Raw genomic sequence first — 26,239 nt, forward strand, 5'->3', positions numbered from 1 at the left:
TCTCACAGGACCCCCGCCCAAATGGTCAAAGATCGAGTTTCAACACACCTGTCGCGCGCGACACACAGGGGATGAAGCGGTGGTCGCGTGCCTCCTTGGACAGGACGGCATCCCGATGGATCGGCTGTCCCGCCAGCATTGCGCATTCGCAGGTCCCGCACACCCCGTTCTCACACGAGGCCATCAACGGCACACCGGCCGCACGCAAGGCGGCCAGTGCCGTGGTCTCAGCCGAAACCTCAATCACCCTGCCCGCACGGAGTTCTATGACGAATGGTTCCGGTGGCGCGCCATCAAACTCGGGAGGCTGGAAAGTTTCGAAATGAACCGTGCCCTCGGGCCAGGGTTCAGCCGCCCGCCCCACGGCGGCCATGAATCCGGGCGGCCCGCAATAGTAAACCTGAGCCTCGGCCGAACGGTTCGCCAGCAGCGCGGCGATGTCCTGGCGGGTCGCCGGCTCGTCGTCGAAATGGATCCGCACATTGCCGCCAGGAAGATCGCTCCCGATCGCCGCCAAGAGTGGGGTGAGCGCCCGGCTGCGGGTGAAATAGTGCAACTCGAAGGGCTTGGCCTGCCGGGTGAGCGCGCGCGCCATGGCCAGAATCGGGGTGATCCCGATTCCCCCTGCCAGCAGCAAAGTCGGCCCCTCGCCTGGCTTGAGCGCAAAATGGTTGCGTGGCGCGGAGACAGGCAGTGTGGAACCGACGGCAATGGTTTCGTGGATCCACGCCGAGCCGCCACGGCCGTCATTCTCGCGCTTCACCGCGATGGTGTAGCGGCCAAGCTCGGTCGGGTCGCCGCAAAGTGAATACTGACGCACCTTCCCTTCAGGCAGATGGACGTCGACGTGAGAACCCGCTTCGAACGCCGGCAGCACAGGTTTGCGTGGGTGTTTCAGGTCGATGACCAGCACCTCGCCCGGCTCCTTGCGGGCGGCGGTCACGGTCAGCTTCATGATGATGCGCGGCGAGGCCATGGCGTTTCACTCGTCGATGGGCAAGATCAGATCACCGGGGCGGATCACGCCCCCGACCTCGATTGTGCAGTTCAGGCCGGAGCGGTTCAGAAGCCCCTCGTAGAGACCCGGAAGCCCGAGCAACTCCTCGATATACTTGCACGGCACATTCATCCGGGCGGCCCTGAGAATCGTTTCCCCGACCCGGAAGCGTTTGCCGACAAGATGGCTAAGCGGAACGCCTCGTGTCGTCAGATTGCGCCGGTGATCTTCGGGTCCGAGCTTGGCCTTGAAGCCCGGAATCCTGGGCTCGCCCTTCGCGATGGCGTCCAGAACTTCAGCTTCGATCAATGTCACCTCCCGAACGTCGGGACGCGCCGAATAGGTCCCCGTCCCCAGGTAGTAGCGGTCTCCGACAATGCCTTGGCCGGCAATAAGCTGCGCCTGCGCCAGCTCCTCCATTTCATAGGAGGCGGCAGGCGCGATATGGACGTGAAGCAGCTTTCCTCGCCAGGTCATCATCGCTCTCGGAAATTCGTCTCGTGGAAACCTGCTGCAAAACTGGCCTGATCAACAGCGCCAGTTGCATGGCATTTTCCCGGTCCAGTTGGCTGTTTGGAAAGAAATACGGCGGGCCCTCGGACCGTTTTCAGCGCCAGCTTTCGGCGTCGCCCCGTCTCAGTTGTTCCGCGCCGGCATCGCGTCTTGCACCTGCTTGACAACCTCTCGCAGGACCTCAACGCCCTTCCCGATCTGCCGAATGCTCAAGGCGGCATAGCCCATGACAAGTCCGACGCGATCGGTGCGGCCTTGGTCCGATGGCCGTTCGTAGAGCGGCGAGATCAGGTGTAGCCCCAGGCCAGCGTCGCGGGCGGATTCGACCAAGGCCGTTTCCCGCGATCGTGGCAGGTCATTGAACCAAACCGCGACGTGCAGTCCCGCATCTGCTCCCTGGACAGTGATGCGATCCCCGAAGCTGTGCTGCAAGGCACCCAACAACGTTTCCCGACGCTCGCCGTTCAGCCTGCGCACACGGCGCACATGGCTTTCGTAGCCGCCGCTCTCGATCAACGATGCCAGCGCTTCCTGTTCAGCGACCGGCGAATGCCGGTCTGCGAATTGTTTGGCGGTTGCGAAGACCTCCTGCAATTCGGGCGGGACGACGAGGTAGCCGATGCGCAGCATCGGCGAGAGCGTTTTGGAGATCGTGCCGAGGTAGATGACAGCCCCGTGGTCCTCGAGACTGTGCAGCGGAGGGACCGGATTGATGTCGTAGCGATATTCGCTGTCGTAGTCGTCCTCGATCACATAGGCGTTGTTGTGCCGCGCCCATTTCAGAAGCTGATGGCGGCGCGCGATCGGCATGACGCCGCCAAGCGGAAACTGATGCGATGGCGTCACATACGCCAGTCGTGCTCCGATCCCCGCCAGCAACTCGGTCCTCATCCCGTCTTCGTCCACGATGACCGGGATGGGTGAGGCACCCGTACTGGCAAAGACCTGACGCGCCATCCTGTAGCACGGATCCTCGATGACGAAACGGTCGGCGGGATCGAGAAGCAGGCGCGCGCACAGATCAAGGCCCTGCTGCGAACCGTTCACAACTATGATCTGGTCGAGGTCGCAGCTCAGGGTCCGGGCGCGCCAGAGATAGCCCTGAAGCGCCTGGCGAAGCCGGCGCGAGCCGCGAGGATCGTCATAGGCAAGACGCAGCGGGCGCTGCCCCATCGCCTCGTTCATCGCGCGTTTCCAGACCAATGAAGGGAAATCCGACGGCGCGAGGTCGCCATAGCGGAACTCGACCTTCAGCCCAGTCGGCAGATAATCTGGCCAGGGTGACGTCGCGCGCAGCCGCTCGCCATATGCGGACAGGTGGATCGGGCCGACCCGTTGCGCGTGAGTGCGCCCCGTCCCATGGCCCATCAACGAAGACGCAACGCGAGGTCGTGCGCCTTGACGGACTTCGATGAAACCCTCCGCAGCCAGTTGCTCATAGGCGACCGTCACCGTGGTTCGCGAAACGCCGAGGTCATTTGCCAGGGCCCGGGAGGATGGCAACTGACTGCCGGTTTCGTAGACGCCGCCGAGGATTTGCTCGCGAAGGGCTTCGTATATCTGGCGTGCACCCATCGCGTGCGAGCGCGCTGCAGACCCGGCACTTGAAGACTGGACCATCTCTTTCATCGCCAACTGGATATTTCACATTGGCCAGGTTGCCGTCAATCTTTCGGAACCCCAAGAGAGATCGCAGAGGCCGAATGACCAGCTCCCATCAATCCGAAACCGATGCTCCCACGGGGTCGCTCAACCGCACCAGCCCCGGATTTGCCACCCGGGCGATCCATCATGGCTACGATCCGGCCGGCTTTTCCAATGCCGTCCAGCCGCCAGTGTTCCTGACGTCAACCTATGGGTTCGAAAGCGTGGCAGCAAACGATGCCGCCGCCGCCCTTGGTGGACGGCTCTATGCGCGCGAATACAATCCCACGACCGAGATCCTCGAGCAGCGGCTCGCGAATCTGGAAGGAGCCGAGGCGGGGCTGGTTGTTGCCTCGGGGATGGCGGCCTTCGGCACTCTGATCCTGTCGCTCCTGTCCCAGGGCGATGAACTCATCGTCCACAAGACGCTTTATGCGAACACGCTTGCCATGGTCGAACAGGCGGTCCCCCGCTTCGGCATCAAGGTCGTCGCGGTCGATCTGTCAGATCCCCAAAATCTCGATGCCGCGATCACCGAGCGGACGCGGCTGGTTTTCTTCGAGACGCCGGTGAATCCGCTGAGCCGCATCGTCGATATCTCTGCCATTGCCAAGCGCGCCCACGCGCGCGGTGTGAAGGTTGCCGTGGACAGCACCTTCGCCTCGCCCGCGCTCCAGCGACCGCTTGAGCACGGGGCGGACATCGTGCTCCATTCGCTGACCAAGTACATCAATGGTCATGGCGATGCGCTTGGCGGGGCGCTTCTCGGCGACGCCCAAACGCTCCGTACGCTGCATGAAACGGGCCTGCGCTACATCACCGGCGCAGCGCTCTCGCCCATGTCAGCTTTCCTGATCCTGCGCGGTCTGAAGACGCTGACGCTGCGTATGGAACGGCACAGCGCCACGGCCCTTGCGGTGGCTCGGGCGCTGGAAGCGCACCCGGCGGTGGCATTTGTGAGTTATCCGTTCCTCGACTCGCACCCTGATCAGGTGACGGCGCGAAAACAGATGTCCAACGGATCGGGCATGTTGGCCTTTGGCCTCCACGCTGGATACGAAGGAGCGCGCCGGATGATGGACCGGCTCAACCTGATCATTCGCGCCGTCAGCCTCGGCGATGCCGACAGCCTCATCTATCATCCAGCAAGCCTCACCCGTGCTCGGCAGCCGATCCGCAAGGATGCCCATTTGGCCGATGGAGTCGGCGAGGATCTCATGCGTCTCTCGGTGGGGCTTGAAGACGCTGATGACCTGATCGCCGATCTGCGGCGGGCTTTGGACGTCTTGTAATGACCTGGCGTGCGGCCATCTCTGCGCTCACACATAGATCTGGAGCCTTGCCATGGCATTCCTGAGCGGTCTTTCCGCGTTCCCCATCACCCCGACCAATCGTGACGGCCGCGTCGATAGCGTTGCCCTGCGCAGGCTGATTGCTCGGCTTGGCATTGCTCAGGTCGATTCCATCGGTCTTCTCGGCAGCACCGGCACATACATCTATCTGTCGCGCGAGCAACGGCGGCGGGCGCTCTCCGAGACCTTGGACCAAACGGCGGGGCAAATGCCGGTCGTGGTGGGTGTGGGCGCGCTGCGCACCGATGAAGCCGTGGGGCTCGCGCAAGACGCCAAGGCCCTTGGAGCAGCTGCGGGTTTGCTTGCCGCCGCCTCCTACACCCCGCTTACTGATGACGAGGTGTTCGAACATTTCTCCACTGTGGCGCGCGAAAGTGGCCTGCCGATCGTCGTCTACGACAATCCAGGAACGACGCATTTCCATTTCAGTCCACCCCTTGTCAGCCGCCTGGCAAAGGTGGCTGGGATTGTCGCCATCAAGAATCCGACAGACAAAAGCGATGCGATCAAGAACCACCTGACCGCCCAGAGGCGCACACTGCCGGAAGGGTTCTCGATTGGCTACAGCGGCGACTGGAACGCCGCCGAGGCCATGATCGCCGGCGCCGACACATGGTACAGCGTCCTTGCGGGCATCCTGCCCGAGGTCTGCATGACGATCGTCACAGCGGCGCAACAGGGCGATGCGGCCGAAGCGCGACGGATCAATGCCGCGCTGGTCCCGATCTGGAGCCTCTTCAAGGAGTTCTCGAGCCTTCGCGTCGTCCATGCACTCGCTGAATTGCTCGACGTTTGCAGTGCCGAACCCCCGCGTCCCATCCTGCCTCTGCCCCCAGCAGCGAAGCGCCAGATCGCCGCCGCGTTGAAAGGTTTGCCATCGGATGCCAGCCGGTGAACAGCAAACCCCGTTCGGCAAGTGAAAGGAAGTGCATGTATTTACCCGCTCATTTCGAGAATTGATCGAAAACAACGCACTCGGCGTGCTGATAGCCATGGCTGGAGCGGTCTCGACGCCAATCACACCCCTTCGAACTCGACAATCGACTGCGGAGGTACAGACTGCGCAGGGCACTCCGCCCATGCCGCACCGTTCGCCTTCAAACTAGGAATCGGTGGTTTGTCCATTTGAATGGCATCGAGCCGGCGCTTTACTCCGGCCCGGTGCGCGCATTGAAGCCGGTGCCAATGCCGCCGGCGAACACCAGATTTCCGTCCTCGACATTCGCCAGAGCACGCTTCCCGACCGCCGTAACTGTTGCCGGGTTCGCAGCCGATGACGATGAACTCATCACTCAGCACGCATTTTGTCTCACCCATTCTTGGCGCCGGCCGGATCGATATGGACTGACACGCAGCTTGGAGACGATGCCGTCGAGGCCGAACTGGCAGACTTGCGCGAGAATGTCGCTGCCGCCGCTGATCTCGTCGCTCAGAACGATGCCGTTTGGGCGGCGTCTCAGCAGGTTAACTAGCGCTTTGCGCCGATCGACGAGTGGCCGATCGCGAAGACCCTCGCCGTCGATCTTGAGCAGGTCGAAGCCGGCAAGCATGGTCCTGACGTCTCCCGCCGCGGCCAAGAACCCGCTGAAGACTGGGAATGCGCGACAAGCCTTCTGGTCAACGACGAACGCCTCACCGTCTATTATCGCGTCCGAGGCGCCGAGCTCGGCCACCGCCCGGGACGATAGTCGGAAACCTGAGGGTCCAGTCGTGGAGGTTGCGGGTCGAGGTAGGCCCCCATCGATAGTCGTCCCATTTCATTTCGTGTAGCCAATCAGGGCCCTGCCGGACGCGGCCGACCAGCGGTCGATGTTCGCGACGACCCGAATGTCCAGTCTCGTGTAACTCAGCCTAAAGCGGCCTGTCCGCCCAAAAAATGACATTCAGTTGCCTCCAGCCTTTCGACACGACCCACTTCACGATCTCGTAACTCGCCAACCTAGCGGCTTGTTGCTTGAGCTGCGCGTTCCTAGGGTGTGGTCGCTAGGCCTCAGCAACAAGAGCTGGTTGCCAGGCGGGCGGAGGCTCAACGAGATAGCCAGCTCAGGACAAGGAGAGCAAGCAATGGTCGCTTTTACCCTCAATGGCGAGGCGCGAACACTCGACGTCGATCCAGAGATGCCGCTGCTCTGGGCGGTCCGTGACGTCATCGGACTCACGGGAACGAAATTCGGTTGCGGGCTTGCCCAGTGCGGCGCTTGCACGGTTCACGTTAACGGCATGCCGACGCGCTCGTGCCAGACCGCAGTCGGCGACATCGAAGGAGCCTCGATCACCACCATTGAGGGTGTGTCGGGCAAGATAGGCGAAACGGTCCAGGCCGTGTGGGCCGAGTTCGACGTACCTCAATGCGGCTATTGCCAGTCTGGCCAGATCATGTCGGCCGTGGCCCTCCTTACAGAAACGCCTAAGCCGACGGACGATGATATTGATTCGGCGATGAGCGGCAATCTGTGCCGCTGCGCCACCTATCATCGCATCCGCGCGGCCATCCACGAGACCGCCAACCGGCTGGAGACTTGAGGCATGTCGCAGTTTCTCTCGAAGCATAACTCCGTGCGGCCCACGCGCCGCCGGTTCCTCGTCGGCGCGGGCGTCACCACCGCTGGCCTCGCCGTGGGCTACCGGCTAGTGCTGGCGGCGTCCGACATCGCACAAACGACTACTGCAAAGGTTCAGGCGAACCCCTTCCAGACCTATGTCGAGATCACAAAGGAGAACCGGATCATCATCTACTCCTCGCAGTTCGAGATGGGACAAGGCTCCTATTTCGGCATCGCCACCCTGGTTATGGAAGAGCTCGACGGCGACTGGGCGCAGGTGGACGTGGTCGGCGGATATGGCAATACCGCGCTCTACGGCAATGTCGCCTGGGGCGGGGCCGCACAGGTAACTGGTGGCTCCACGTCGATGAGTTCGTCGTGGGAACGCTACCGCAAGGCGGGTGCTGCCGCACGGGCCTTGCTGGTGGCGGCCGCGGCGCAGCGGTGGGATGTGCCAGCCGGCGAGATCAAAGTCGCTTCCGGGGTCGTGTCGCACGCCTCAGGGATGCAGGCGCGCTACGGTGACCTGGCTGAAGCCGCAGCGGGAATGCCGGTTCCCGACGACGTGCCGCTAAAGCCGCGCGACAAGTGGGCCCAGATCGGATCGGACAGCCTCAAGCGCTACGATTCCGCCGGCAAGACCAACGGCGCGCAGACCTACACGATCGACCTCATGATGGAGGGACTCCAGACGGCCGTTATGATCCATCCGCCGAAGTTCGGCGCCGAGATCGAGAGCTTCGACGCAACCAAGGCCAAGGCACTCGACGGCATTGTCGATGTCGTCCAGACGCCGCGAGGCATTGCCGTGGTTGGCAGGGACACCTGGACGGCGCTGAAGGGCCGCGACCTCGTGGAGGTGACCTGGAACGAGGAGAAGGCCGAAGAGCGCGGCACGGCCGAGATCATGGCCGAATACAACAAGGCAGCAGACGATCTGGGCGCGGCCACCGCGCGCGACGACGGTAACACTCCCGCAGCGTTCGCCAGTGCTGAGAAAATCATCGAGGGGCACTACGAATTCCCCTATCTTGTCCATGCTTCGATCGAGCCACTCAACGCGGCCGCCCGAATCAACGAAGACGGCACCATCGACGTCTGGGGCGGACACCAGATGCCCGACCTTTATCAGGCGGCTGCCGCTCAGGTAGGCGGCACCACGCCGGACAAGGTGAGGCTGCACGTGATGAAGACCGGCGGCAGTTTCGGCCGCCGCGCGGTCTTGGATGCAGATGTCATCATCGAAGCTGTTTCCACAGCGCGTGCACTGGGACGCGGCAAGCCAGTGAAGGTGCAGTGGACCCGCGAGAATGACATGCGGGGTGGGCGGTACCGGCCGGCCTATGTGCACGCAGTCAAGGCGGGGCTCGACAAGAAAGGCAATGTCGTCGCTCTCCATGACCACATCGTGGGCCAATCGGTCTTGGGCGGTTCGACCTCTGCGGCGATGATCAAGAACGGCATCGATCCAACCTCCGTAGAGGGCGCCACCAACCTGCCCTATGCGATCCCGAACCTGAAGGTCGAGCTGACCACCACGGACGTGAACATCCCGGTGCTGTGGTGGCGTTCGGTAGGCTCCACCCACACCGCTTACGCGGTGGAAACCCTGATCGATGAGCTCGCCGCCGCTGCGAACCGTGATCCGGTCGACTTCCGCTTGTCAATGCTCGGTCACCATCCACGGCATGCCGCCGTGCTTAAAGTGGCTGCTGAGAAGGCAGGCTGGGACAAGCCTCTGCCGGAAGGCCGTTTCCGCGGCGTGGCCCTGCATGAAAGCCTCTCGACCTATGTCGCCGATGTGGTGGAGATCACCCTCAACGATGAAAATGGTTTCAAGGTCGACCGCGTCGTCTGCGCGGTAGATTGCGGCACCGCGATAAATCCTGACCAGATTCGCGCTCAGATGGAGGGCGGTATCGGATTCGGGCTAGGCGCGATCCTCCAGGAGGAGCTGACCCTGAAGGGCGGTGTCGTAGACCAAGAGAACTACGATACCTATACACCGCTCAGGATCGAGCAGATGCCGCGAGTCGAGGTGCACATTGTGCCGTCCGAGGAGCCGCCCACGGGAGTTGGTGAGCCAGGTGTGCCGCCGATCGGCCCGGCCGTCGCCAACGCGCTACGGGCGGCGACGGGCAAGACTATCCGCAAGCTGCCGATTATAAAGAACATGTCAGGAATGACACCATGAAACAGCCGCGATGAAGATCGCGCCGTTTTCGAACGCCTCCTGACAGGCGCTCATTTCCATGGGTCAAATTCCGGCGGCTGCCCGCTCCAATAGCCGGTTTGGAGACGGCACCCCGTGTTCTGAACGACCACAGACGGGCCTTGGCGCCGGTTCCACTGAAGAACCGCTTTCGAGACGCAAATGCGTCCACTCCATTGAAGAGCACAACCGTATAGCACCAGGAAGGCTAGCTACCTCCATCGCTTCGGAGACCCAGGAACCCTCAGAAAACCGAACCTCCCGAGCTCAGAGGCGCTCGTGATCACAATCGCGCTGGTGCGTGGATCATTGTTCAAGGGTTTGCCGATAGGCAGGCGAGATGGCCGATCGACATGATCTTCGCCCGATGCCCTACAAACACAATGCCAGCCGCTGTCACGGAGTCGCGAAGACGAAGGCAACAATGAGGGTCGACGCCGATACTCGTCGTTTGGTTGACAGAGCGCTTGGAATGCCATGCGCTTCACATCGGAGTAGCCATCCGGGAAGCCTGAAGCGCTTTGAAAACGCATGTGCTGCGGCTGTTATTCATAGCGTGGATGACTTTGATCAAAACAATCGATTTCATCACTCTTCCGGAATCGTGCATGGACAAAAAAGAGCCTCACGCACCAATCACACGCTGCTCTATCGCGTGACGAAAGCTGCCTTAGGAATAATCCAAAGGAGAAAATCTTCGATGCGCCCTGACGTGCAGTGGAGGTCGTGCCGAGAAAGTGAGTTGCAACTGGCCGACAAAGTCGGGCGGTGCGACCATGGTCGCTTCGGAGAATGAAATCGGGCCAGTTCACGGGGGCGGTACTGTTATTCGTCGACGGCCGCCCTTCCCAAGAACAGGCGGCATCGCAAGTTGGTTCTGCCGATGAAAACGACATCGCCGGATACATTTCAGCAGCCGCTCAGGATTGGATGATCCAGCCAAGCTCTCGGCGTGATGGCACTGTAGGCGTCACAGTCGAAGCATCTCATTGATCGTTTATGAGGCTTTCTTCGATGCCGCTGATGCCTGACGGGCGGTCGCAGCTGCAGGCGACAACACGGCCTATTTAGTTGGAAACAGTCGAGGTAAGCCAATTTGGCTTCCCGTTACTATTTGGAGAAAGAAATGCTGTGCCTAGGAATCAGCGGCGGACTTGACCAAGTCCATGAAAACCGATTCGAGCGTCCGAACGCCTTTATGCACGATGGCGCCGCGGTGCTCGTCCGAGACGGAAAGGTGATAGCCGCCGTAGAAGAGGAACGCCTCAATCGAATCAAGCACTCGAACAAGCTGCCAAGTGGTTCGATTCAATACTGTCTCTCGACGGCCGGGGTTCAGCTCAGCGACATTGATCGTGTCGCGGTCTACGCCAGCGAGCCCTATGCCAACGCCATGCTTGAAGGTATGTCCGCTTCCCAACCGGACATTCTCTCCACTCCGTTGGATGCTAAAATGTTGGTGCAGAACCTGTTAGCGCGTGAGTTCGGCACTAAGTTGGACAGTTCGCGTATTTCATTCGTAGGTCATCATCAGGCGCACGCCGTGAGCGCCTTTGCAATGTCGGGCTTCGAACAAAGTCTCATTCTAGCGATTGATGGCTGTGGTGATTTCCTGTCGGGCCTTGTGGCGGTAGGGTCTGGCACAGAAATTACGCAAATCGAGGCTTTCCCGGAGGACAATTCTCTTGGGCTGTTTTATCTCGAGACGATCCGCTGTCTCGGCTACGGCATGTTCGACGAGTATAAGGTAATGGGACTCGCGCCCTATGGCGACCCCGCTCCCTATCGCGAGCTCTTCGAGCAGTTCTACGAGCTCTCCGCCAACGGTGGCTACCGTGTTCACCTCGACCGCATCGGTCCGGCGTTGCTCCGCAACATCGAGATCAGGCGAAAGGGAATGCCTTTCACCCAGCAGCATCGAGATGTGAGTGCGTCACTGCAGGAAGCGCTTGAGCGGATCGTGTTCCACATTCTCCGGCACCACCGTGAGGCCACCGGCATGAAGCGGTTGTGTCTGGCGGGAGGGGTAGCCCACAACTGCACGATGAACGGCAAGCTGCTGTATTCAGGGCTTTTCGAAGACATCTTCGTGCAACCCGCGTCTCACGACGCTGGCTGCGCATTGGGAGCTGCGCTGATAGTCTCTAACGAGATGGGCCGCCCCGCGCCGCGTGAGCGACTGCAGGAGGTCTATTGGGGTCCTGATCTCGGGAGCGACCGCGCCGTGGAACAGGAACTGAATGCATGGTCCGGACATCTCGAGGTTGAACGCTCTTATGACGTAGCGAGCAGTGCAGCCCACTGGATCACCAACGGCGCCGTGATCGGCTGGGTGCAGGGTCGTTCGGAGTTTGGGCCACGTGCGCTGGGCAACCGCAGCATTCTTGCCGACCCTCGGCCCGCTGCAAACAAGGACCGGATCAATGCCATGGTCAAGAAGCGCGAAGGCTATAGGCCTTTCGCACCATCTGTGCTGGAAGAGGATGCGAGCGAATTTTTCGACCTCCCGGACGGTAAGCACGAATTTCCATTCATGAATTTCGTCGTTCGCGTGCGTGACTCAAAGCGCGCCTTGTTGGGTGCCATTACGCACGTCGACGGTACGGCTCGGCTGCAAACAGTATCGCGCGATGCCAACCCCGCTTACTGGGAGGTCATCAATGCGTTCAAGAAGCGGACAGGCACTCCAATTCTGCTCAATACGTCCTTTAACAACAATGCTGAACCGATCGTGGATACGGTTGCAGACGCGATTGCCACATTTTTGACGACAGAGCTGGATGGACTTGTGGTCGGGCCCTTCTTGGTAAAAAAACGGGCTGCAACGCTGCAGGATTGGACTGCGCTTGCGATTTCATTGCCTCCCTCAGTCTCCCTCCATCAAACCCGTGCTTACACAGCGCGAGATCATCAGGAGACTGTCTGCGAGATTATTCCGAACCACTCCAGCATTGACAGTGTGCGAATTTCAAACGACCTGTTTAATCTGCTGATGCGGATTGAGGGCGAAGCCGTGTTAAGCGATCACCTCAATATAATTGCGCCGGATAAGGCTAAGCATGAAGCTCTGCTGGAGGACCTGCGAAGACTGTGGGAGCAGCGCCTGGTTCGGCTGCATCCCTCACAAGCTGCTCGGATGGATCATGGGTCCGATAAAACGCCGGACCAGCCTAATAGGCTATCAATGTGATAGAGATGCCGCTCAAGCTCGGCCAATCAATAGTGTTCATCGACCCCGCCTGCGAGCTCACCGCTGTGATTAGGGGGGTCGAGGTCGCCCTGGTCAGTATGCTTAGGAATGCTATTGAATGGGTCGTGTGCCTGGGTTGGAAGGCGGGTCTGGCCTCACCGGACTTCTGTGTCGAGAGGTCCAGCCCGCAAAACTTTAGAAACTGGCGATGATGACCTAAGCGGCGAAGATCGCCGGCTTCGGCAATGACGGTCAATGCCTCGATCGGTCCGATGCCCGGGATTTGTCGCAGGAGCTGATAATCCTGGCTGTGCCGCAGCAGATCGTCGGCCTGTGCTTCGATCTCATTGCGGTGCCGGATCAGGCTGCGTGCTTCGTCAATGACCATCTGGAACATGCGAATGGCAGGCGCATCAAGTCATCCAGTGGCAGCGGCAATCCGATCGATGGGCGCGCTGTCTCGAAAACATCGTCAGAATCTGTGTCTTGCTGACCTTGCGGCCGACGGCATCCCAAGCTGCTGCCACAAACTCCTCCTTCGTCAGCGCCGTGAAGCTTGCTGGGGTCGGAAAGGCATGGAGGAAGGCAAAGAACCGATCGCTGCGGCTGTTCCCCCGGAAGCGATCGATCTCGGGAAAATACAGCGGCTGGTAGTGTGTCAGCATGCGGTGCTGGATCTCGGTCTAGGCCCTGGCGATCGCTTCATGTGTCTTCGACAGTTCATGCACTTCGTTGATGCCGGCTCGCAGCGGATCATGGTAGACCTGCGTCGCCTGTATCCTGAGCATGTGTAGGATCACCTGGGCATCGATCTTCTTGCCGAATATGACGCCGAAGGCCTTAAGAAGCCCAGGCATCTGTTCGCTGACGAGAAGGTCACGTGCCGACAGCAGCACCCGCACGACACAGGTGCCGTGGCTCTTGATGCGAACCTCCTTAAACCATCCGGTCCGTCCGATCTGAGCAAGGCCCGCCGCTCGTGGCGGCCCGATTTGTCCGGCATCATCGAGAGGGCGGCGCTTGACACGATCGGAAGTCCGCGCTTCCTTAACTCGTTCCAGAGCCAGATCGCAAGCGGTCACGGCTCCATGCCGATCCGCTCCGTCTCCGCAGCTCCACAGTCCCGCCCGCATCTCCCAGTCGCGCCCGGGTAGCCATTGCGCTGCAAGGCGGGTCTGATCGCTACGGCGGCGCCGCCACCATCTCCATCAGTCGGTTCGGCGACAAAGCCAATCATCTCCCGTAAGAGAAGTGCTTTCGGGCAAGTTCCGCAGGTTCAAGGAGATCGTTGACGGGGCCGCACTTGGAGCTGCGTCGAGCGCATGGTCGAGCTTGCCGCCCAAGGTACGTGGCTTCGAAACGCGTGCGATTGCGCCTCATAAACCGCTGCGCGGCTGGTCGCGGACATACGAGGGGGCGCAGGCGCCTGAAACGAACCCGTCGGTCACGACGGAGCAATCCTGCCGCCTGACCAGGCGCGTGGAAAAGGATCACAACGGTGACCACAGCGTCGCTTCAGGCCGTCAAAAGCTATTGCCGTGCGTCAAGGCGGGCTAGGTGACCCGTCGGAAGCCGGCACCAGCGGCTTTGTCGGGACAAGACACATGCTATTGGGATTTGGCCGCCGCAGCCGCGAGCATCGCTTCTCCCATCGCAATGGCCCCTTGGGCACGCAGCATTTCACCAGGGTTCTGAATGTCGCGCAAGTCTTTGTTCTGGCTGAGTTTTGATTTTCCAACCAGGCCGGTGATCTCGATCTCCAGAGCGACGATTGCCTTAACCATCGTGTCGATGAAGTCCTTCGGTGCGTCGCCCATCTTCCACGGGGCAGGCTGCGAGGCTTCTTGCATATGAGTGAGCTTCGCCACGTTACGGCGTACATATCGCTCTTCATCCCGGACAGTGATGCGTCCGTGGGCATGGACGACGAGATAGTTCCACGTCGGCACCTGCTTGTGGAATTCATGCTTGCTCGGATACCAGTTCGGCGAGATGTAAGCGTCGGCCGCACGGAAGATTACGAGAACCTCATCGCCATTGGCGACTTCCTCCCAGACTGGGTTCTTGCGAGCGACATGGCAATTGAGAACGCCCTTGTCTCCCTTCGAGCGGTCAAGCTCGAAGGGGAGGTGGTTCGCGTCCAGTGTGCCTTTGCTTTGGGTGACGAGGATACCGAGCGGGTGTTTGTCGATAAGCTCGAACAGGGCGTTCTGATCAGGGACGGCAAAATGAGGCGGAACGTACAACGGTTTATCTCCTGTCGCGAATGTGCGGTTGTTAGTAATCGGCGGAGCCTTACGGAACGGGCCCCTGAATCTTCGCTGCCGTCGACGAGTGCCCCGGATCTCGGTGTCCACCACGCTCAAGCACCGCCATCGTGAAGTGGGCGGGCACATCAGATGCCGCCGCATATGAGTGCGGTTGGTCAGTGACAAGCCGCGCACTCTCGCCTTCGCTTAAAATTACCACATGGGCACCTACCACAACGCTCAGGGCACCCTGACTGACCGAGATCAGCTCGCGCGTATCCGGACTATGAGCGTCCGCGGAAAACACGTCGCCCGGCATCATGACCCAGCTCCACAGTTCGAACATCGTGCGTCCCGAGGTCGACGAATGCAGTTGTGCAGAGCTTCCCTTGGCGCTCGTCCAAAGCCTCCTGGTCTCTGTCCGCTCGATGGGAAGGCACACCGTGGAAGGGTGCTCGTTCAACAAATCGGCCACGGAGAGCGAAAACGCCGCCGCCAATCGGCAAAGTATGCCGATACTGGGGTTCGCCCTACCCTGCTCCAGCGCGACCACGGTTCCCTTGGACAGGCCGCTTAGTTTAGCCAGTCGATCCAGGGTCAGGTTTTGGTCACGCCTCAAGTCTCGGATCCGGGCCGCTATCACTTGCCCAAGGACCTGCTCGGCATCAAAGGCTGTCGTAACATCGGTCATTATATTGACTTAGGACCTCGGCTCACCTATTACGGTCAGTATAATGACCGGGGCGAAATTGCAACTGCCCGTTAGGAAGGAAATAACCGATGCGTTTTGAGACGAAGGCGATCCACTGCGGCCGAGGGGTCGACGCGTCCACGGGGGCCGTATCCATGCCGCTGCACACCAGCACGACGTTCGAACGCGGCGCCAACGGGTCATTTCCGTCCGGCTTCGAATACACAAGGGATGGAAATCCTACACGCAATGCGTTCGAGGCGGCCATGGCGACGCTTGAGGGAGGGGAAGACGGCATCGCCTTCGCTTCGGGCATGGCCGCAATCGCTGCAGTTTTCGAGAGCCATCCGTCGGCGGGTCGGATCGTTCTGCCGGATGACATGTATTTCGGCATTCGTTCGCTGATCGAAGAGACCGACATTGGGTCTCGCTTCGACTTTGCCCCAGTCGACATGCGCGATTTGGACGCTTTGCGCGCCGCGGTGACATCGAAGCGGACTGGCCTCGTCTGGATCGAGACGCCGTCAAACCCGATGATCCGCGTTGTCGACATTGCGGCCATCTGCGCAATCGCGCACGAGGCAAACGCCTTGGCGGTGGTGGACAATACGTGGGCCACACCAGTGCTTCAACTGCCACTCGAAATCGGGGCAGACGCGGTGATGCACTCGGCGACAAAGTACATTGGCGGCCACTCGGATTTGATGGCCGGTGTCGTCATTGTCCCAAACGCGTCACCCCTCGGTCGCCCATTGCGGATGGTCCAGAAACACAAGGGCAGCGTCGCAGCGCCCTTCGACTGTTGGCTGGCGTTGCGGGGCCTGCAGACATTGCCGGTCCGCATGCGCGCCCATTGCGAAGGCGCCCAGAAAGTGGCCGAGGCCCTGGCGTCTCATCCGCGCGTCGAAAAAGTGCTCTTTCCTGGTCTGCAAACTGACCCGGGACACGATCTTGCTACGCGGCAAATGAGCCATTACGGAGCGATGCTATCCTTTATCGTCGAAGGCGGAGCCGATGCTGCAATGGCCGTGGCCGGCCGCCTGAAGATTGTTGTCCGGGCGACAAGCCTTGGCGGGACGCATTCTCTGATAGAGCATCGCGCATCCGTAGAAGGTGCGAAGTCCAAAGCGCCAGGCGGATTGCTGCGAATTTCTGTAGGGCTTGAACATCCTCAGGACATTATCGATGACCTGATGCAGGCCCTAGGCGAAACCTGCAAAGCGGGAGTCCAATGACGGGTGCAAGAACTCTGGCGCCGCTTTATGTGGCGGCTGGCGCAGCCGACGATCGGCAGAACAATGTTCCTGCTGAGTAGAACGCACGTCCTCTGGTGAACCGCTACCGCCGTGTCGCATCGTCTCGGGCGCGTGGTCGCATGGGTGATGAACGTCTTCGGGTTTCTGGACGATGGCCACGCGCCCGACCGGAAGCGGAAATACCCAGATTTGCCGTTGACCTGCTGATGCTCAACCTCGTCGGAGATCGCGGTCAGCAGATGGGATGGATGTGCTGGCACTACGGCAGTTTGACAAGCCGGCCATCGGGGCGCTAGCACCGTCCAAAGCCAATAGTCGCAGGGCAGAACTGACCGCACCAAGCGGGCTGCGGACCCATCAGCTAACGGCCAGGTTGGTACCTCAACGCGCATCAGCACCGTGGATGCCACATTGTCCTTGTTGCGAGCGCGATCTCGGAACTTTTGTGACGCAGTCAGTGCACAGAGCGCACCGCTGTAAGCAAATGAGCGGAAGAACGACACCCAGTGGAGGTGAGAAGTGATGCGGCGTCAAGATCCTCCGCGCTTTGCGGCAAACACACTGATCCCTCTTCACAACCCGGTCTTTCGTTCTATCTGGACAGCCACGCAGATATCCAGCCTTGGCTGGCTGGTGCAGAGCGTGGCTATAAGCTGGCTCATGGCCACGATTTCAGCCTCCGATCTGATGGTTGCGCTCGTACAGGCTGCATCGACGCTGCCCGCGTTCTTCTTGTCGATCCTTGCTGGAGCCATTGCAGACAGCTTCAGCCGCCGTGGCGTGATGCTTGCCGGACACTGCCTGATCGCACTGGCATCCACGGCGCTGGCACTCTCTGTGGGACTGGGCTTTGCTAGTCCATGGCTGATCCTGGGACTGAGTTTCTTGGCCGGATGCGGCTTTGCCTTGAACGATCCAGCCTGGCACGCCTCGGTCGGCGATATCCTGGAAAAGCGCGACATACCCGCTGCAGTGACGCTGATGTCGGTGGGGTACAACGTGGTTCGGAGCATAGGACCGGCGCTGGGCGGTGTAATCTTAGCTTTGCTGGGCCCCCTTACGGCTTTCGCCCTCGCTGCGCTAAGTGACCTGGTCCCGTTGAGCGCTGTTTTGCGCTCACAGTGGCAAGTTCGCTCTTCGCCTCTTCCGCGCGAGCGGATGACTACGGCCATTCATGATGGCATGCGATTCACGGCGATATCCTCAGAGATCAGAGTGGCGATCGTGCGTGCAACCCTGTTCGGGCTATCAAGCATCTCGATCCTTGCTTTGCTCCCCCTCCTGGTTCGCGACCAGCTGGCGGGAGGGCCAATTGTGTACGGCGTGCTATTGGCCGGCTTCGGCACAGGCGCCTTCATCGCCGGCATTGGCAGCAGCTACTTGAGACGCATCACGTCCCAGAACCGATTGATCACGCTCGCATCCGTTGCTTGCGCAACGTGCTGCCTTTTGATGGCCCTCACATCGTCGGTGGCTGTGGCGGCGATCGCGCTTGCAATCGGTGGCGCTGGCTGGGTTGTCACCTGGACCGGAACCGACGTGTGTGTGCAGTTGGCAAGCCCAAGGTGGGTCGTTGGTCGCACTCTGTCCATCTATTACGCCCTGACCTACGGCGGCATGGCAGCGGGTAGCTGGATCTGGGGTGCTGTCGCGCAGTACTATTCGCTGACGTGGGCTTTGGAAGGTGCTGCAGCGGCACTGTTGCTGGTCGCGGCTGTGGGAAAGCTATTGCCGGTGCGGCTATGGGAGGAATCGGATCAAGCGGCCGTCGACTTCAGGCCACCAGAACTGGCCCTCCCTTTGAAGCCCAGGAGCGGTCCGATCGTGATCAAGATGGAGTACTCGATACTCGAGGAGAGTATCGATGAATTTCTGAGCTGCATGCGCGAAAGGCGGCGCGTTCAGAGCCGCGCCGGTGCGCGGGACTGGACCCTCCAGCGCGACCTTCAGAAGTCGACGCTTTGGACCGAGACATTCCGCACGCCGACATGGACGGACTATCTTCGTCTAAACCATCGACTAACGGTGAATGACAGGGACATAGGCGAGCGCCTTGCCGCTCTGCACATGGGTGATTCTCCGCCTCGCATCTCACTTTCAATCGAGCGGTCGACAAGCCCCGCCCCCGGCAGCCAAGTCCAGCCTGTGCCTTTTGTATCGCGCCCGTGAGAAAATCAAGACTTGTCTGGGCTTGGACACGGAACGAGCTACTCCTTAATTTGTTGAGCCTGCCCGGATTGCAAATCGTTCCGGCCGGTTAGGCGAGCATGAGGATTCGCGTGGCAATTATGTCCATCACGGGTCCCATGTTCAGCCCGAGACCCCCCTCTCTGCCGCCAGATCGGCTTGAGCACGGATTCAGGTCGCCTGTCCTTTGCATAGCGGCGGGCAACGAATAGCAAGGGGGCGGAGGGTATCCCCGTCTGCGAAGCGGGCAGAGGAGGATCCGCAAGGCGGGTTGCTGGGGAGACGGGCCGCGCGCCTCTTTGCGCCTAGTTTTCTCCGTTACAAAGTCCCCCGGGACGGACTGCCAGTTCACGCCAGGGCCAACAGCATGCTCGCACGGGCGACCGCCGCGTCTGCCGGTCCTGCGAGTAGAATAAGATCGGGAAGTGCGGCTTCATCCTCGATGCCAGAACTCGCGTCGCCGTACCGCGGCCGCCAGAGCCCCTTGCGCTGTCACGAGTCAGCCCACCTTTCTAGCTGGCAGCCCATCGGGAGCCGATCCGCAGCACCTGTCGGCGCGCCTTCCGTGTCAACGCAGAACATGATGCATATTCCCAGCGCTTTTTGACAGAGCGAACTACAAAATGCAGAACACTGACTCTCCGCCAAATGAATGCTGCGAGCAAGCAGCAGGCGGAGGAACTCCGTCTGGGCTGAGTATGTGTTTCAACGCGGACAAATAAATTATAGCCAGTTCACGAAACGCCGGGCCCGCTCCTCTGGCGTCCGATCGTCCAGGAAATCCCCTCGGCGCGCACCACGCCAGACACCTCCTTGCCGATATGATGCTCAAGCACCGGCCGCCAAGGCACCAGCGTGAACTCGCGCGATTTCTCGATGACACCGTATTTTCCGCCGGCGAGCTCGACGCAGCAGCGCAGCGTACCGTCTATTCGATTGCCATGCTGCGCTTCAGAATACGAGAGCCCGAGTTCGTCCGAGAGCTGACTGGCAACACGGTTCAGCTCTCGTTGCCGCAGCATCGAAAGCATGTTGGCGCGATAGATGACCCGATCCTGCGCATCATGGGCCAGACCTTGCGCGATCAGCCACTGCTGTCGGCGGGCCTGGACCTGACGTACTTCGCGACCGAAGCCAGAGTCGCGCAAGGACTCAGGGTGGGCTGATACCAGCTCCTGGTCGATCCAGGTGGCGCCGTCGAAGCCTACTTGGCTCTCCAGCGGCATTGATGAGAGCTTGTCGACGACAACAGGCTGGGCCCTCGCTCGCTGACACTCGTAATCCGCGACGCGGTTGAGATGGTCGGGCGCGACTGTCCATGTGCCGTCCGGCTCGCGCTCGACGCCACCGGTCGCACGGCGGATCGCCTCCAGTCGTCGCACGTGCGTTTCGGCAAAGCGTTCGGTGGCCGAGGGGTCATGCTTGAGATGGATATCGATGCTGTAGCGCCCGTCGTTGACCGTGGCGATGCCGGCAATTGTGCGGTCGACTTTTCTTGGCCCGGTGTCCCTCGGCCTGACCCGCACTATGCAGCCCTCTGGTGTCGGTTGGGTGGCCTCGCCTTTGCCGATATCAAAATAGTGGCTTTTGCCGTCCACGCCGTCGACGACGAGGTAATGGCGGTCAGTGATTTCGTCGGCCAGCCCGCGCCCGACGACACGTCCGACCACGGTTTGAGCCGACCCGTCGCATCGATCGTGGATAAGATGGTCGGCGGCACTGCGGACGAGCCCCTTGCCGGTCAGCTCGCGATGGATGGTCTTGACGATGTCGCCGCGCGCGCCGATGCGGCGTAGCGTGGCTTCGAGCTCATCCTCCAAGCGCCAGCGCCCGGCAGGCATCTCCTCGGCGAGGCCCATCCGCTCGAGCTTGCGCAGGCGGCCCTGGTGCAGCGTCTGGCGAAAGGTGTCTCGGCTGGCCGGTGAGACACACCCCTCATCGTCGCGCATGCGCATCAGCTGCCGGTCGATGCTGGTGAAGCGTTCCTGATCCATCTCCTGGCGCAAGCGCTGCTCGATCTCGCGGTCGGTGCGCGGGCCAAGGTCGAGGCTAACCAGTTCGGCTGCGCGCTCGCGCAAGCCAGAGGAGATGTAGTCCCGCGCTATGACGAGGTTCTCGCCGTGATCATCCCTGCCGCGCACGATGATGTGGGTGTGAGGATGGCCGGTGTTGAAATGGTCGACGGCCACCCAGTCTAGCCTGGTGCCGAGGTCTTCTTCCATTTGCGCCATGAGGCGCCGGGTGAGCGGCTTCAGGTTATCATAATCGATTCCGTCTTCAGGGGCGACGATGAAGCGGAACTGATGACGGTCACCGTTCGAGCGATCGAGAAAGGCCCTGCCGTCCGCGTCGTCATTGTCGGCAGCGTAGAGCTCGCCACGCTCGCCTTCCCGGGTGACGCCGTCGCGCTGGAGGTAGCGGAGGTGCGCACGAGCGCCGTCGACTCCCTTGCCGGCCAGCTTGACGATGCGTGCCTTGACGACTGCGCGCCGCTGCCGAAACGCCGCGTGGCGGTCGCGCGGTATAAGAACTGCGGCAGCAGCCCCGCCGCGCCCCACCCGGCTTCCGATGAAGCGGCTGCCGCGTCCGCTCCTGCCGCCTGCTCGGTTGACCGCGGCCTGCACCTGGCCAGCGTAGCGTTTGCCCGCCTTCGAGCCGCGCGAGCCAATTTTGCCGAGCTTCGGCGTGAATTCGTCATCCTGCATGCGGCCTCCGATGAACGAGCAGCAATTTCAGAGGCTTGCGCGCCAGACCCTCCTGGACCCGGAGGCAACCTCCTGGGAAAACGATGTGCAGACAAACACTTGGCCGCCTCCAGGAGGCGCTGCCTTTATCTTGCCTTCCGCGCACCTGCCCCCCTGGCCCCCGCCCGGACCACGGTAGCCGCTGCCCTCACCTGCGATCCGGCCGGCCTGATCTTGCTCGCTCCGATCCGAGCGGCACCAGGAGTTGGCCATTCGGGCCGGTCACGGAAACACCGTTTCGGAGAAAAAACAGCGACTGCCCGGACGGGATTCCCGGCGCGCTTTTGGAACGGGATTTGCCGGTGAGCGCGTCCATATCGGCGGCCGAAATGCCCGCCGCCTTGATCTCTTCCAGATACGAAACCGTCTCGCTGGGCAGCGGTCGCCCGCGCTGCAAATGCTGCTCGTAGCGCTCCGGCCCGGCGTTATAGGCTGCAAACAGGCCTGGAAATCCGAAGCGGTCATACATGGCGCGCAGATAGGCAGTGCCTGCCAGAATGTTGTCGCGAGGGTCGTGCGGGACGGCTCCCAGGCCAAGCTCTGCGCGCAACTCCTCGTAGGTGGCTGGCATCACCTGCATGAGGCCAATGGCGCCGGCGCTCGACGTGACCGGCCGCCCATTGAGCGTCGTCTGCCCCCGGCTTTCGGCATCCATGACGGCATAAATCCAGGTCTGTGGAATGCTGAAACGCCGGCTTGCTTCGGCTACGAAGGGCTGCCATCTTGCAAGCTGCGGACTATAGGAGATGACGACCGGCTTCGTGTTGGTCGCGGCGGAACAGGAGCATGGTGCGAGACACGCCATGCTCAGCATAAGGAGGGTCACTCGGTCCATAGCGGCACGAGCCTCCCGAGGATGTTTTCGGCCGGCACCGGCCCGAAATAGCGGCTGTCGAACGAGCGATCTTTATCGCTGCCGAGCAGGAAAACCTCGTCGGCGGCGAGTTTTCGGCATGCATTCCACCAAGGCAGCGGACGGTGCTGCGTGTCGGTTGCAAGCCGGCGCGCGGCTATCTCGCCGCCGATGATGATGGCGTCGCCGAAGGTGCAGACATGCTCGCCGGGCAGCGCCGCAAGGCGCTTGACCAGCGGCACGTTGCTGGGCAGATAGAAGCGTTCGGCGGCGAGATCGGCGACCGGTCTTGGTGGGCGGACGAGTACGAGATCACCACGAGCGGGCGATCTGGATGCGACGCGATAGAGGCCGACCGGCGCACTCGCCGAGGCGTTCCAGACCAGCCAGGGCGATGGTTTGCCGAAGGCGGCGAAGCCGATCAGGCCAAGGCCGATTGTGGCAACGACGATCGTCTTGCGGGCTCGAATGCGCCGCAGATGGCTGCCGATCAGACGGATGGTGGGACGCCGGCTCATGAGCGGCCTCCCTCACCGGCCGAGCCGGATTCGTGCGCGCCATCCTCGGGCGCGGTCTCCGGCGCGTGCCCCTTCGACCAGTCGTCGAGTTCGTCGATGTGATAGCGGACATAACGGCCGTGCTTGCGGAATTGTGGGCCACCGCCTTTGAGGCGCATCTTCTCCAGCGTGCGCTGGGACAGCCCGATATAGAAGGCCGCCTGCGCGGTGTTGAGAAACGGACTGCCCTTCTTGGCGCGGGCTGCGCGTTCGTTTTCGTCGTCCATGATGATCCTCGGTTCGTTACGGGCAAGCGAGGCGAGGATCGGCGAGCGAGATCGTTTTGGGGACGGGCGAAGAGTGGGGGGCGAGTTTTCGCCGCCCCTTCGGCGGCCTCACGGGTCCTGAGAGAGGCCCTGCGCCGGTTGGCGGCGCAGGGCTTTGCGGGTCGGCCGGTCAGTCGACCGGGTTCCAGATGATGGCGTAAGTGTCGTCGTCATCCTGGCCGGCGGCGCGGCCCAGATTGGCGTAGAGCTTGCGCGGGCCAAACTCGGGGGCCGCAATCGACAGGCTCACATAGTCCTTGCCGGAGGTCTCGCCGGTGCGGATCCAGGCCGCACCCACTTCGACCCCTTGCGTCAGCACCCGGTAGTCCGGATGGGTGTCGGCGCTCTTTGCCTGATTGGGCACGATGTCGATGTCGGCGCGGACGCTGAGCGTCTTGAGCTGGCCCTTGTAGCCGCCGTTTTCCTGTTTGGTGACGTATCCGATTGCGGTCATTTTCAGTCTCCTCTTGGTGCTCGCAGGGGACCATTCCCCTGCGATGGCGGACCGTGATGGGCGCGTCCGGACCGCCGGAACCGGCACGGCCGCAGCGATAGCGGAGGACCCGAGCGGGGAGTTTTTTTGAAGCGAAGCGGCGCGAGGAAGCCGCCGCAGGCGGCGGGGAAAAAAGCTGCCGGCGAGGGTTTCGGGCGGGCCGGATCCGCCCATAGGTCGTCAAGCCAGGCGCAGGGGAATGGTCCCTGAGACACAATGGAGACAGGTTGCGCGATCGGGGGCACAATAAGCAGGCGGCACTATGCAGGGGGCCGGCGGCGCAGGCTCTCTCGGCAACCGGATGTACAATTGGCCCCATGCGCCTGGCGCCTCAGCAAGCAATGCGGGCCGGTGCGGGCTGCCGAAATGGGGGCGAATTGGCGTTGGAATTTATCGCACGCGGCACTGGCTCGGCAAGACGATCAATCGGAGCCGGCGCGGCCCGGAGCGGCGCGCGCGTCCTCAGCGGCAGTACTCGAGAAAACGCCGCTCGGGCCGTGATCGACTATTCGCGCACGAACAGCGACTGCTTCCTTGCGCACAGATCGGCGATTAGGAAGGCCTCGCGGCTGGTGTAGCTTTCGGCCGGGAATTTCACCCAGCGCGGCAGCCAGGCCTCAAGCTGAGGCGGCTTCTCGATGTTCTTGCCGCCGATCTCGGTGAGCATCGAATCGGCGATTTCCTCGTCGCGCAAGCGATCGAAAGGCATCGTCCGGTTGCCACCATATGCCCACGACGCGCACGAGATTATCGTCGCCGAGCGCCCACCTTGCGCGCGAACATGCCGGCGGCAGCAAGGGGTCGCGATTGCCGCTGGCCACCACCGGGCAGGCCAACAGCTTGTGCCGCATTTGCCGAATGCGGCGTCAGCCTTGCAGCCGGCAAGGATGGCAGTCACCGTCTCGTTGGCTGCGCGCTGCGGCTCGGGGCGCACCTTGGCGATGCAGATCGGCATAGTTCTGCATCGGGGCGGGTGAGTCCCGGGCGCCGTCGGGAATGGGCATCTCCTCGCTATCCGGCGTCGGCTCGGTCGTGGCCAGTTGAGCATCGGGCATCGTCATGCCGCAGTCCCTTCTTGCGCCTCGCCTTCCGCATCGGCCTGAAGGCCAAGCAGGAAATCGGCGGCCCTCGAGGCGAGGCTGGCGGCACGGAAAATGGCGCGGTTGTCCCCGCGCAGCACCTTCAGCCATGAGCCGATGTAATTGGCGTGACGCACGGTCGGCTCGATGCCGAGATTGCTGCAGACGAAGGCGGCAGTGATTTCGGCGACCAATTCTTCACGCGCGTAAGCCTTGGAGCCGAACGAGCCGGAGAGGTCGCGAGCAAGCCGCGTCGGGTGGCCGGTCCAGTGGCCAAGCTCGTGAAAGCAGGTCCGGTAATAGTCGATCTGCTGATGGAACGCCGGCTGCGGCGGCACCTGAATGTGGTCGCTGCCCGGCATGTAGAAAGCGCGATCGCCGCCGACCCTGAAATCCGCACCACTGGCGCGAATCAGCGTTTCGGCCTGCGGCACGATCTCGCACTGAGGCAGCGGCTCGGCGGGGGCATGGAGGTGTTCCGGAAGATTGTCGCACTGCGCGACATTGAAGACGGTAAAGCGCTTCAGAAAAGGCACGGCCTGTGGTGCATCGCCCTCGTGGCGTGCGCGCTCCTTCTCGTCCTTGGGGACAAAGCGGTCGGCATGCACGATGGTCGTGCCGCGCTCGCCTTTCCTGACATTGCCACCCAGGGCAAGCGCCTGCCGGAAGGTCAGCCAATTCTGGCTGGGATAGCTGCGCTCGATGACGGCGCCCCACAGGATGAGGATATTGATGCCGGAATAGCTGCGCCCCGTGGACGCATTCCTCGGCAGGCCGAGGCCTGCTTTTGCGCTGCCCCATGGCTTGACCCATGGCACGGTACCGCGCTCCAGCTCGGCAATGATGCGGTCGGTGATCTCCTGATAGAGGCTGGCGCCCGGGCGCCTGCCCTTGCCTGCGCCAGCCTCTCCGCTGGTGGTACGCTTGCTGTTTGCACGCATGTGTTATCCTCCGCTCACCAATCGCCGCGCCTTTCCCCGGAAGCGGGGTGGGCGGCGAGTCGCGACCGGAAGGGCCCGCCCAGTAGGCGGACCGCATCCGAAGGACCGGAACGAAGAGGAGGACCCTGAGCGGCACGCGGAGGGTTGCGGGCTGCCGCAGCGGGTCTAGAAGGGAGTGCCGCCCGCCCCGCGCCACCGGGAAAGGCCAACAGACAAACCGCGCCGCCCGCAAGGGCGGCGGCCGTCACAGCCCGAAGGGCTGCCCACGCCAAGGGGCGAAGCCGAATGGCCGAGACCGCCTGAGCTTGCCGAAGAAAAGCGGGCTCGGTTCACGAGCACCTGGTGCGCGTCGTCAGGCGCGCGGGCGCGCGACAAGTTTTTTCGCACATGGTCAGGCGGCGCAGTTACGTCGAGAACCCAAAGGCACCGCACGTGCGCGCGGCTTCCTCCGAAAACCAGCGCTCGCCTTTCA

At 61.8% G+C, this 26,239-nt stretch carries 21 protein-coding genes and 1 pseudogene; 7 read left to right on the forward strand and 15 right to left on the reverse strand.

The window, feature by feature from the left end:
• Window positions 1–25: 25 nt before the first annotated feature.
• The 3 genes from NKH19_RS17145 to pdxR form a co-directional block, all read right to left on the reverse strand.
• Window positions 26–976 carry a PDR/VanB family oxidoreductase gene (locus NKH19_RS17145; protein ID WP_023735781.1) on the reverse strand — a complete coding sequence of 317 codons (951 nt, stop codon included), beginning with the start codon at window positions 974–976 and terminating at the stop codon, window positions 26–28.
• Window positions 977–982: 6 nt separating this feature from the next.
• A complete protein-coding gene (locus NKH19_RS17150; protein WP_023735782.1) occupies window positions 983–1,474 on the reverse strand; it encodes an MOSC domain-containing protein in 492 nt (163 codons plus the stop codon).
• Between the two features lie 159 nt (window positions 1,475–1,633).
• The gene (gene pdxR, locus NKH19_RS17155) at window positions 1,634–3,139 is read right to left on the reverse strand and encodes a MocR-like pyridoxine biosynthesis transcription factor PdxR (protein WP_031249775.1); all 1,506 of its coding nucleotides are present in this window, start codon (window positions 3,137–3,139) and stop codon (window positions 1,634–1,636) included.
• Window positions 3,140–3,213: 74 nt separating this feature from the next.
• Between pdxR and NKH19_RS17160 the strand changes: the two genes are divergently transcribed.
• Complete coding sequence (locus tag NKH19_RS17160) at window positions 3,214–4,446, forward strand: trans-sulfuration enzyme family protein (protein ID WP_023672390.1); 1,233 nt, start codon at window positions 3,214–3,216, stop codon at window positions 4,444–4,446.
• A gap of 52 nt (window positions 4,447–4,498) precedes the next feature.
• On the forward strand, window positions 4,499–5,401 hold the full coding sequence (locus NKH19_RS17165) for a dihydrodipicolinate synthase family protein (protein WP_023735784.1): 903 nt from the start codon (window positions 4,499–4,501) through the stop codon (window positions 5,399–5,401).
• Window positions 5,402–5,654: 253 nt separating this feature from the next.
• Here NKH19_RS17165 and NKH19_RS17170 read toward each other — a convergent pair whose 3' ends face one another.
• On the reverse strand, window positions 5,655–5,795 hold the full coding sequence (locus NKH19_RS17170) for a hypothetical protein (RefSeq protein WP_023689392.1): 141 nt from the start codon (window positions 5,793–5,795) through the stop codon (window positions 5,655–5,657).
• 3 nt (window positions 5,796–5,798) lie between these two features.
• Entirely contained in the window at window positions 5,799–6,179 is a 381-nt protein-coding gene (locus tag NKH19_RS17175; protein WP_023689393.1) for an ATP-dependent DNA ligase, read from the reverse strand.
• 391 nt (window positions 6,180–6,570) lie between these two features.
• On the opposite strand from NKH19_RS17175, the gene NKH19_RS17180 reads away from it, so the two are divergent.
• The 3 genes from NKH19_RS17180 to NKH19_RS17190 all read left to right on the forward strand — a co-directional run bounded on the left by NKH19_RS17180 (window position 6,571) and on the right by NKH19_RS17190 (window position 12,451).
• Window positions 6,571–7,029, forward strand: coding sequence for a (2Fe-2S)-binding protein (locus NKH19_RS17180; RefSeq protein ID WP_023689394.1), 459 nt, complete (start codon window positions 6,571–6,573; stop codon window positions 7,027–7,029).
• Between the two features lie 3 nt (window positions 7,030–7,032).
• Window positions 7,033–9,243, forward strand: a complete 2,211-nt coding sequence (locus NKH19_RS17185; RefSeq protein ID WP_023776439.1) for a xanthine dehydrogenase family protein molybdopterin-binding subunit — start codon at window positions 7,033–7,035, stop codon at window positions 9,241–9,243.
• A 1,144-nt stretch (window positions 9,244–10,387) separates the two neighbouring features.
• Entirely contained in the window at window positions 10,388–12,451 is a 2,064-nt protein-coding gene (locus NKH19_RS17190) for a carbamoyltransferase family protein (RefSeq protein ID WP_023689396.1), read from the forward strand.
• A gap of 148 nt (window positions 12,452–12,599) precedes the next feature.
• Here the strand turns inward: NKH19_RS17190 and NKH19_RS17195 are convergent.
• The 3 genes and pseudogenes from NKH19_RS17195 to NKH19_RS17205 all read right to left on the reverse strand — a co-directional run.
• A pseudogene (locus NKH19_RS17195) lies at window positions 12,600–13,260 on the reverse strand (transposase); the annotation flags it as partial.
• Window positions 13,261–14,058: 798 nt separating this feature from the next.
• The gene (locus tag NKH19_RS17200; RefSeq protein WP_352982441.1) at window positions 14,059–14,697 is read right to left on the reverse strand and encodes an FMN-binding negative transcriptional regulator; all 639 of its coding nucleotides are present in this window, start codon (window positions 14,695–14,697) and stop codon (window positions 14,059–14,061) included.
• A gap of 49 nt (window positions 14,698–14,746) precedes the next feature.
• Window positions 14,747–15,391, reverse strand: coding sequence for a helix-turn-helix domain-containing protein (locus NKH19_RS17205; RefSeq protein ID WP_352982443.1), 645 nt, complete (start codon window positions 15,389–15,391; stop codon window positions 14,747–14,749).
• Between the two features lie 89 nt (window positions 15,392–15,480).
• On the opposite strand from NKH19_RS17205, the gene NKH19_RS17210 reads away from it, so the two are divergent.
• On the forward strand, window positions 15,481–16,626 hold the full coding sequence (locus tag NKH19_RS17210) for a trans-sulfuration enzyme family protein (RefSeq protein WP_352982445.1): 1,146 nt from the start codon (window positions 15,481–15,483) through the stop codon (window positions 16,624–16,626).
• Between the two features lie 543 nt (window positions 16,627–17,169).
• Complete coding sequence (locus tag NKH19_RS17215) at window positions 17,170–18,816, forward strand: MFS transporter (protein WP_023809301.1); 1,647 nt, start codon at window positions 17,170–17,172, stop codon at window positions 18,814–18,816.
• A 752-nt stretch (window positions 18,817–19,568) separates the two neighbouring features.
• Here NKH19_RS17215 and rlxS read toward each other — a convergent pair.
• From rlxS to NKH19_RS17250, 7 genes are all read right to left on the reverse strand, one after another.
• The gene (gene rlxS / locus NKH19_RS17220) at window positions 19,569–21,539 is read right to left on the reverse strand and encodes a relaxase/mobilization nuclease RlxS (protein ID WP_352982447.1); all 1,971 of its coding nucleotides are present in this window, start codon (window positions 21,537–21,539) and stop codon (window positions 19,569–19,571) included.
• Window positions 21,540–21,726: 187 nt separating this feature from the next.
• Complete coding sequence (locus tag NKH19_RS17225; protein ID WP_352546069.1) at window positions 21,727–22,413, reverse strand: lytic transglycosylase domain-containing protein; 687 nt, start codon at window positions 22,411–22,413, stop codon at window positions 21,727–21,729.
• The gene (locus tag NKH19_RS17230) at window positions 22,401–22,949 is read right to left on the reverse strand and encodes a S26 family signal peptidase (protein ID WP_352982450.1); all 549 of its coding nucleotides are present in this window, start codon (window positions 22,947–22,949) and stop codon (window positions 22,401–22,403) included. The genes NKH19_RS17225 and NKH19_RS17230 overlap by 13 nt, the downstream gene beginning before the upstream one ends.
• Window positions 22,946–23,215, reverse strand: coding sequence for a helix-turn-helix transcriptional regulator (locus tag NKH19_RS17235; RefSeq protein ID WP_023740428.1), 270 nt, complete (start codon window positions 23,213–23,215; stop codon window positions 22,946–22,948). The genes NKH19_RS17230 and NKH19_RS17235 overlap by 4 nt, the downstream gene beginning before the upstream one ends.
• 169 nt (window positions 23,216–23,384) lie before the next feature.
• Window positions 23,385–23,708: a DUF736 domain-containing protein gene (locus NKH19_RS17240; RefSeq protein ID WP_023735798.1), complete on the reverse strand. Its 324-nt coding sequence runs from the start codon at window positions 23,706–23,708 to the stop codon at window positions 23,385–23,387.
• Window positions 23,709–24,252: 544 nt separating this feature from the next.
• The gene (locus NKH19_RS17245) at window positions 24,253–24,456 is read right to left on the reverse strand and encodes a hypothetical protein (RefSeq protein ID WP_352982452.1); all 204 of its coding nucleotides are present in this window, start codon (window positions 24,454–24,456) and stop codon (window positions 24,253–24,255) included.
• A gap of 348 nt (window positions 24,457–24,804) precedes the next feature.
• Window positions 24,805–25,767, reverse strand: coding sequence for an ArdC family protein (locus tag NKH19_RS17250; RefSeq protein ID WP_352982453.1), 963 nt, complete (start codon window positions 25,765–25,767; stop codon window positions 24,805–24,807).
• Between the last annotated feature and the right edge of the window lie 472 nt (window positions 25,768–26,239).

The sequence above is a fragment of the Mesorhizobium sp. M1338 genome (assembly GCF_040318045.1).
In the GTDB taxonomy this organism is placed as follows: domain Bacteria; phylum Pseudomonadota; class Alphaproteobacteria; order Rhizobiales; family Rhizobiaceae; genus Mesorhizobium.

What these genes read in the sequence shown, in the direction of transcription:
- NKH19_RS17145 (WP_023735781.1), bottom strand. Translation starts at nt 976, where the DNA reads ATGGCCTCGCCGCGCATCATCATGAAGCTGACCGTGACCGCCGCCCGC.
- NKH19_RS17240 (WP_023735798.1), bottom strand. Translation starts at nt 23,708, where the DNA reads ATGACCGCAATCGGATACGTCACCAAACAGGAAAACGGCGGCTACAAG.
- rlxS (WP_352982447.1), bottom strand. Translation starts at nt 21,539, where the DNA reads ATGCAGGATGACGAATTCACGCCGAAGCTCGGCAAAATTGGCTCGCGC.
- NKH19_RS17180 (WP_023689394.1), top strand. Translation starts at nt 6,571, where the DNA reads ATGGTCGCTTTTACCCTCAATGGCGAGGCGCGAACACTCGACGTCGAT.
- NKH19_RS17165 (WP_023735784.1), top strand. Translation starts at nt 4,499, where the DNA reads ATGGCATTCCTGAGCGGTCTTTCCGCGTTCCCCATCACCCCGACCAAT.
- NKH19_RS17185 (WP_023776439.1), top strand. Translation starts at nt 7,033, where the DNA reads ATGTCGCAGTTTCTCTCGAAGCATAACTCCGTGCGGCCCACGCGCCGC.
- NKH19_RS17160 (WP_023672390.1), top strand. Translation starts at nt 3,214, where the DNA reads ATGACCAGCTCCCATCAATCCGAAACCGATGCTCCCACGGGGTCGCTC.
- NKH19_RS17205 (WP_352982443.1), bottom strand. Translation starts at nt 15,391, where the DNA reads ATGACCGATGTTACGACAGCCTTTGATGCCGAGCAGGTCCTTGGGCAA.
- NKH19_RS17230 (WP_352982450.1), bottom strand. Translation starts at nt 22,949, where the DNA reads ATGAGCCGGCGTCCCACCATCCGTCTGATCGGCAGCCATCTGCGGCGC.
- NKH19_RS17250 (WP_352982453.1), bottom strand. Translation starts at nt 25,767, where the DNA reads ATGCGTGCAAACAGCAAGCGTACCACCAGCGGAGAGGCTGGCGCAGGC.
- NKH19_RS17210 (WP_352982445.1), top strand. Translation starts at nt 15,481, where the DNA reads ATGCGTTTTGAGACGAAGGCGATCCACTGCGGCCGAGGGGTCGACGCG.
- NKH19_RS17150 (WP_023735782.1), bottom strand. Translation starts at nt 1,474, where the DNA reads ATGACCTGGCGAGGAAAGCTGCTTCACGTCCATATCGCGCCTGCCGCC.
- NKH19_RS17190 (WP_023689396.1), top strand. Translation starts at nt 10,388, where the DNA reads ATGCTGTGCCTAGGAATCAGCGGCGGACTTGACCAAGTCCATGAAAAC.
- NKH19_RS17235 (WP_023740428.1), bottom strand. Translation starts at nt 23,215, where the DNA reads ATGGACGACGAAAACGAACGCGCAGCCCGCGCCAAGAAGGGCAGTCCG.
- NKH19_RS17170 (WP_023689392.1), bottom strand. Translation starts at nt 5,795, where the DNA reads ATGAGTTCATCGTCATCGGCTGCGAACCCGGCAACAGTTACGGCGGTC.
- NKH19_RS17245 (WP_352982452.1), bottom strand. Translation starts at nt 24,456, where the DNA reads ATGCCTTTCGATCGCTTGCGCGACGAGGAAATCGCCGATTCGATGCTC.
- pdxR (WP_031249775.1), bottom strand. Translation starts at nt 3,139, where the DNA reads ATGAAAGAGATGGTCCAGTCTTCAAGTGCCGGGTCTGCAGCGCGCTCG.
- NKH19_RS17225 (WP_352546069.1), bottom strand. Translation starts at nt 22,413, where the DNA reads ATGGACCGAGTGACCCTCCTTATGCTGAGCATGGCGTGTCTCGCACCA.
- NKH19_RS17215 (WP_023809301.1), top strand. Translation starts at nt 17,170, where the DNA reads ATGCGGCGTCAAGATCCTCCGCGCTTTGCGGCAAACACACTGATCCCT.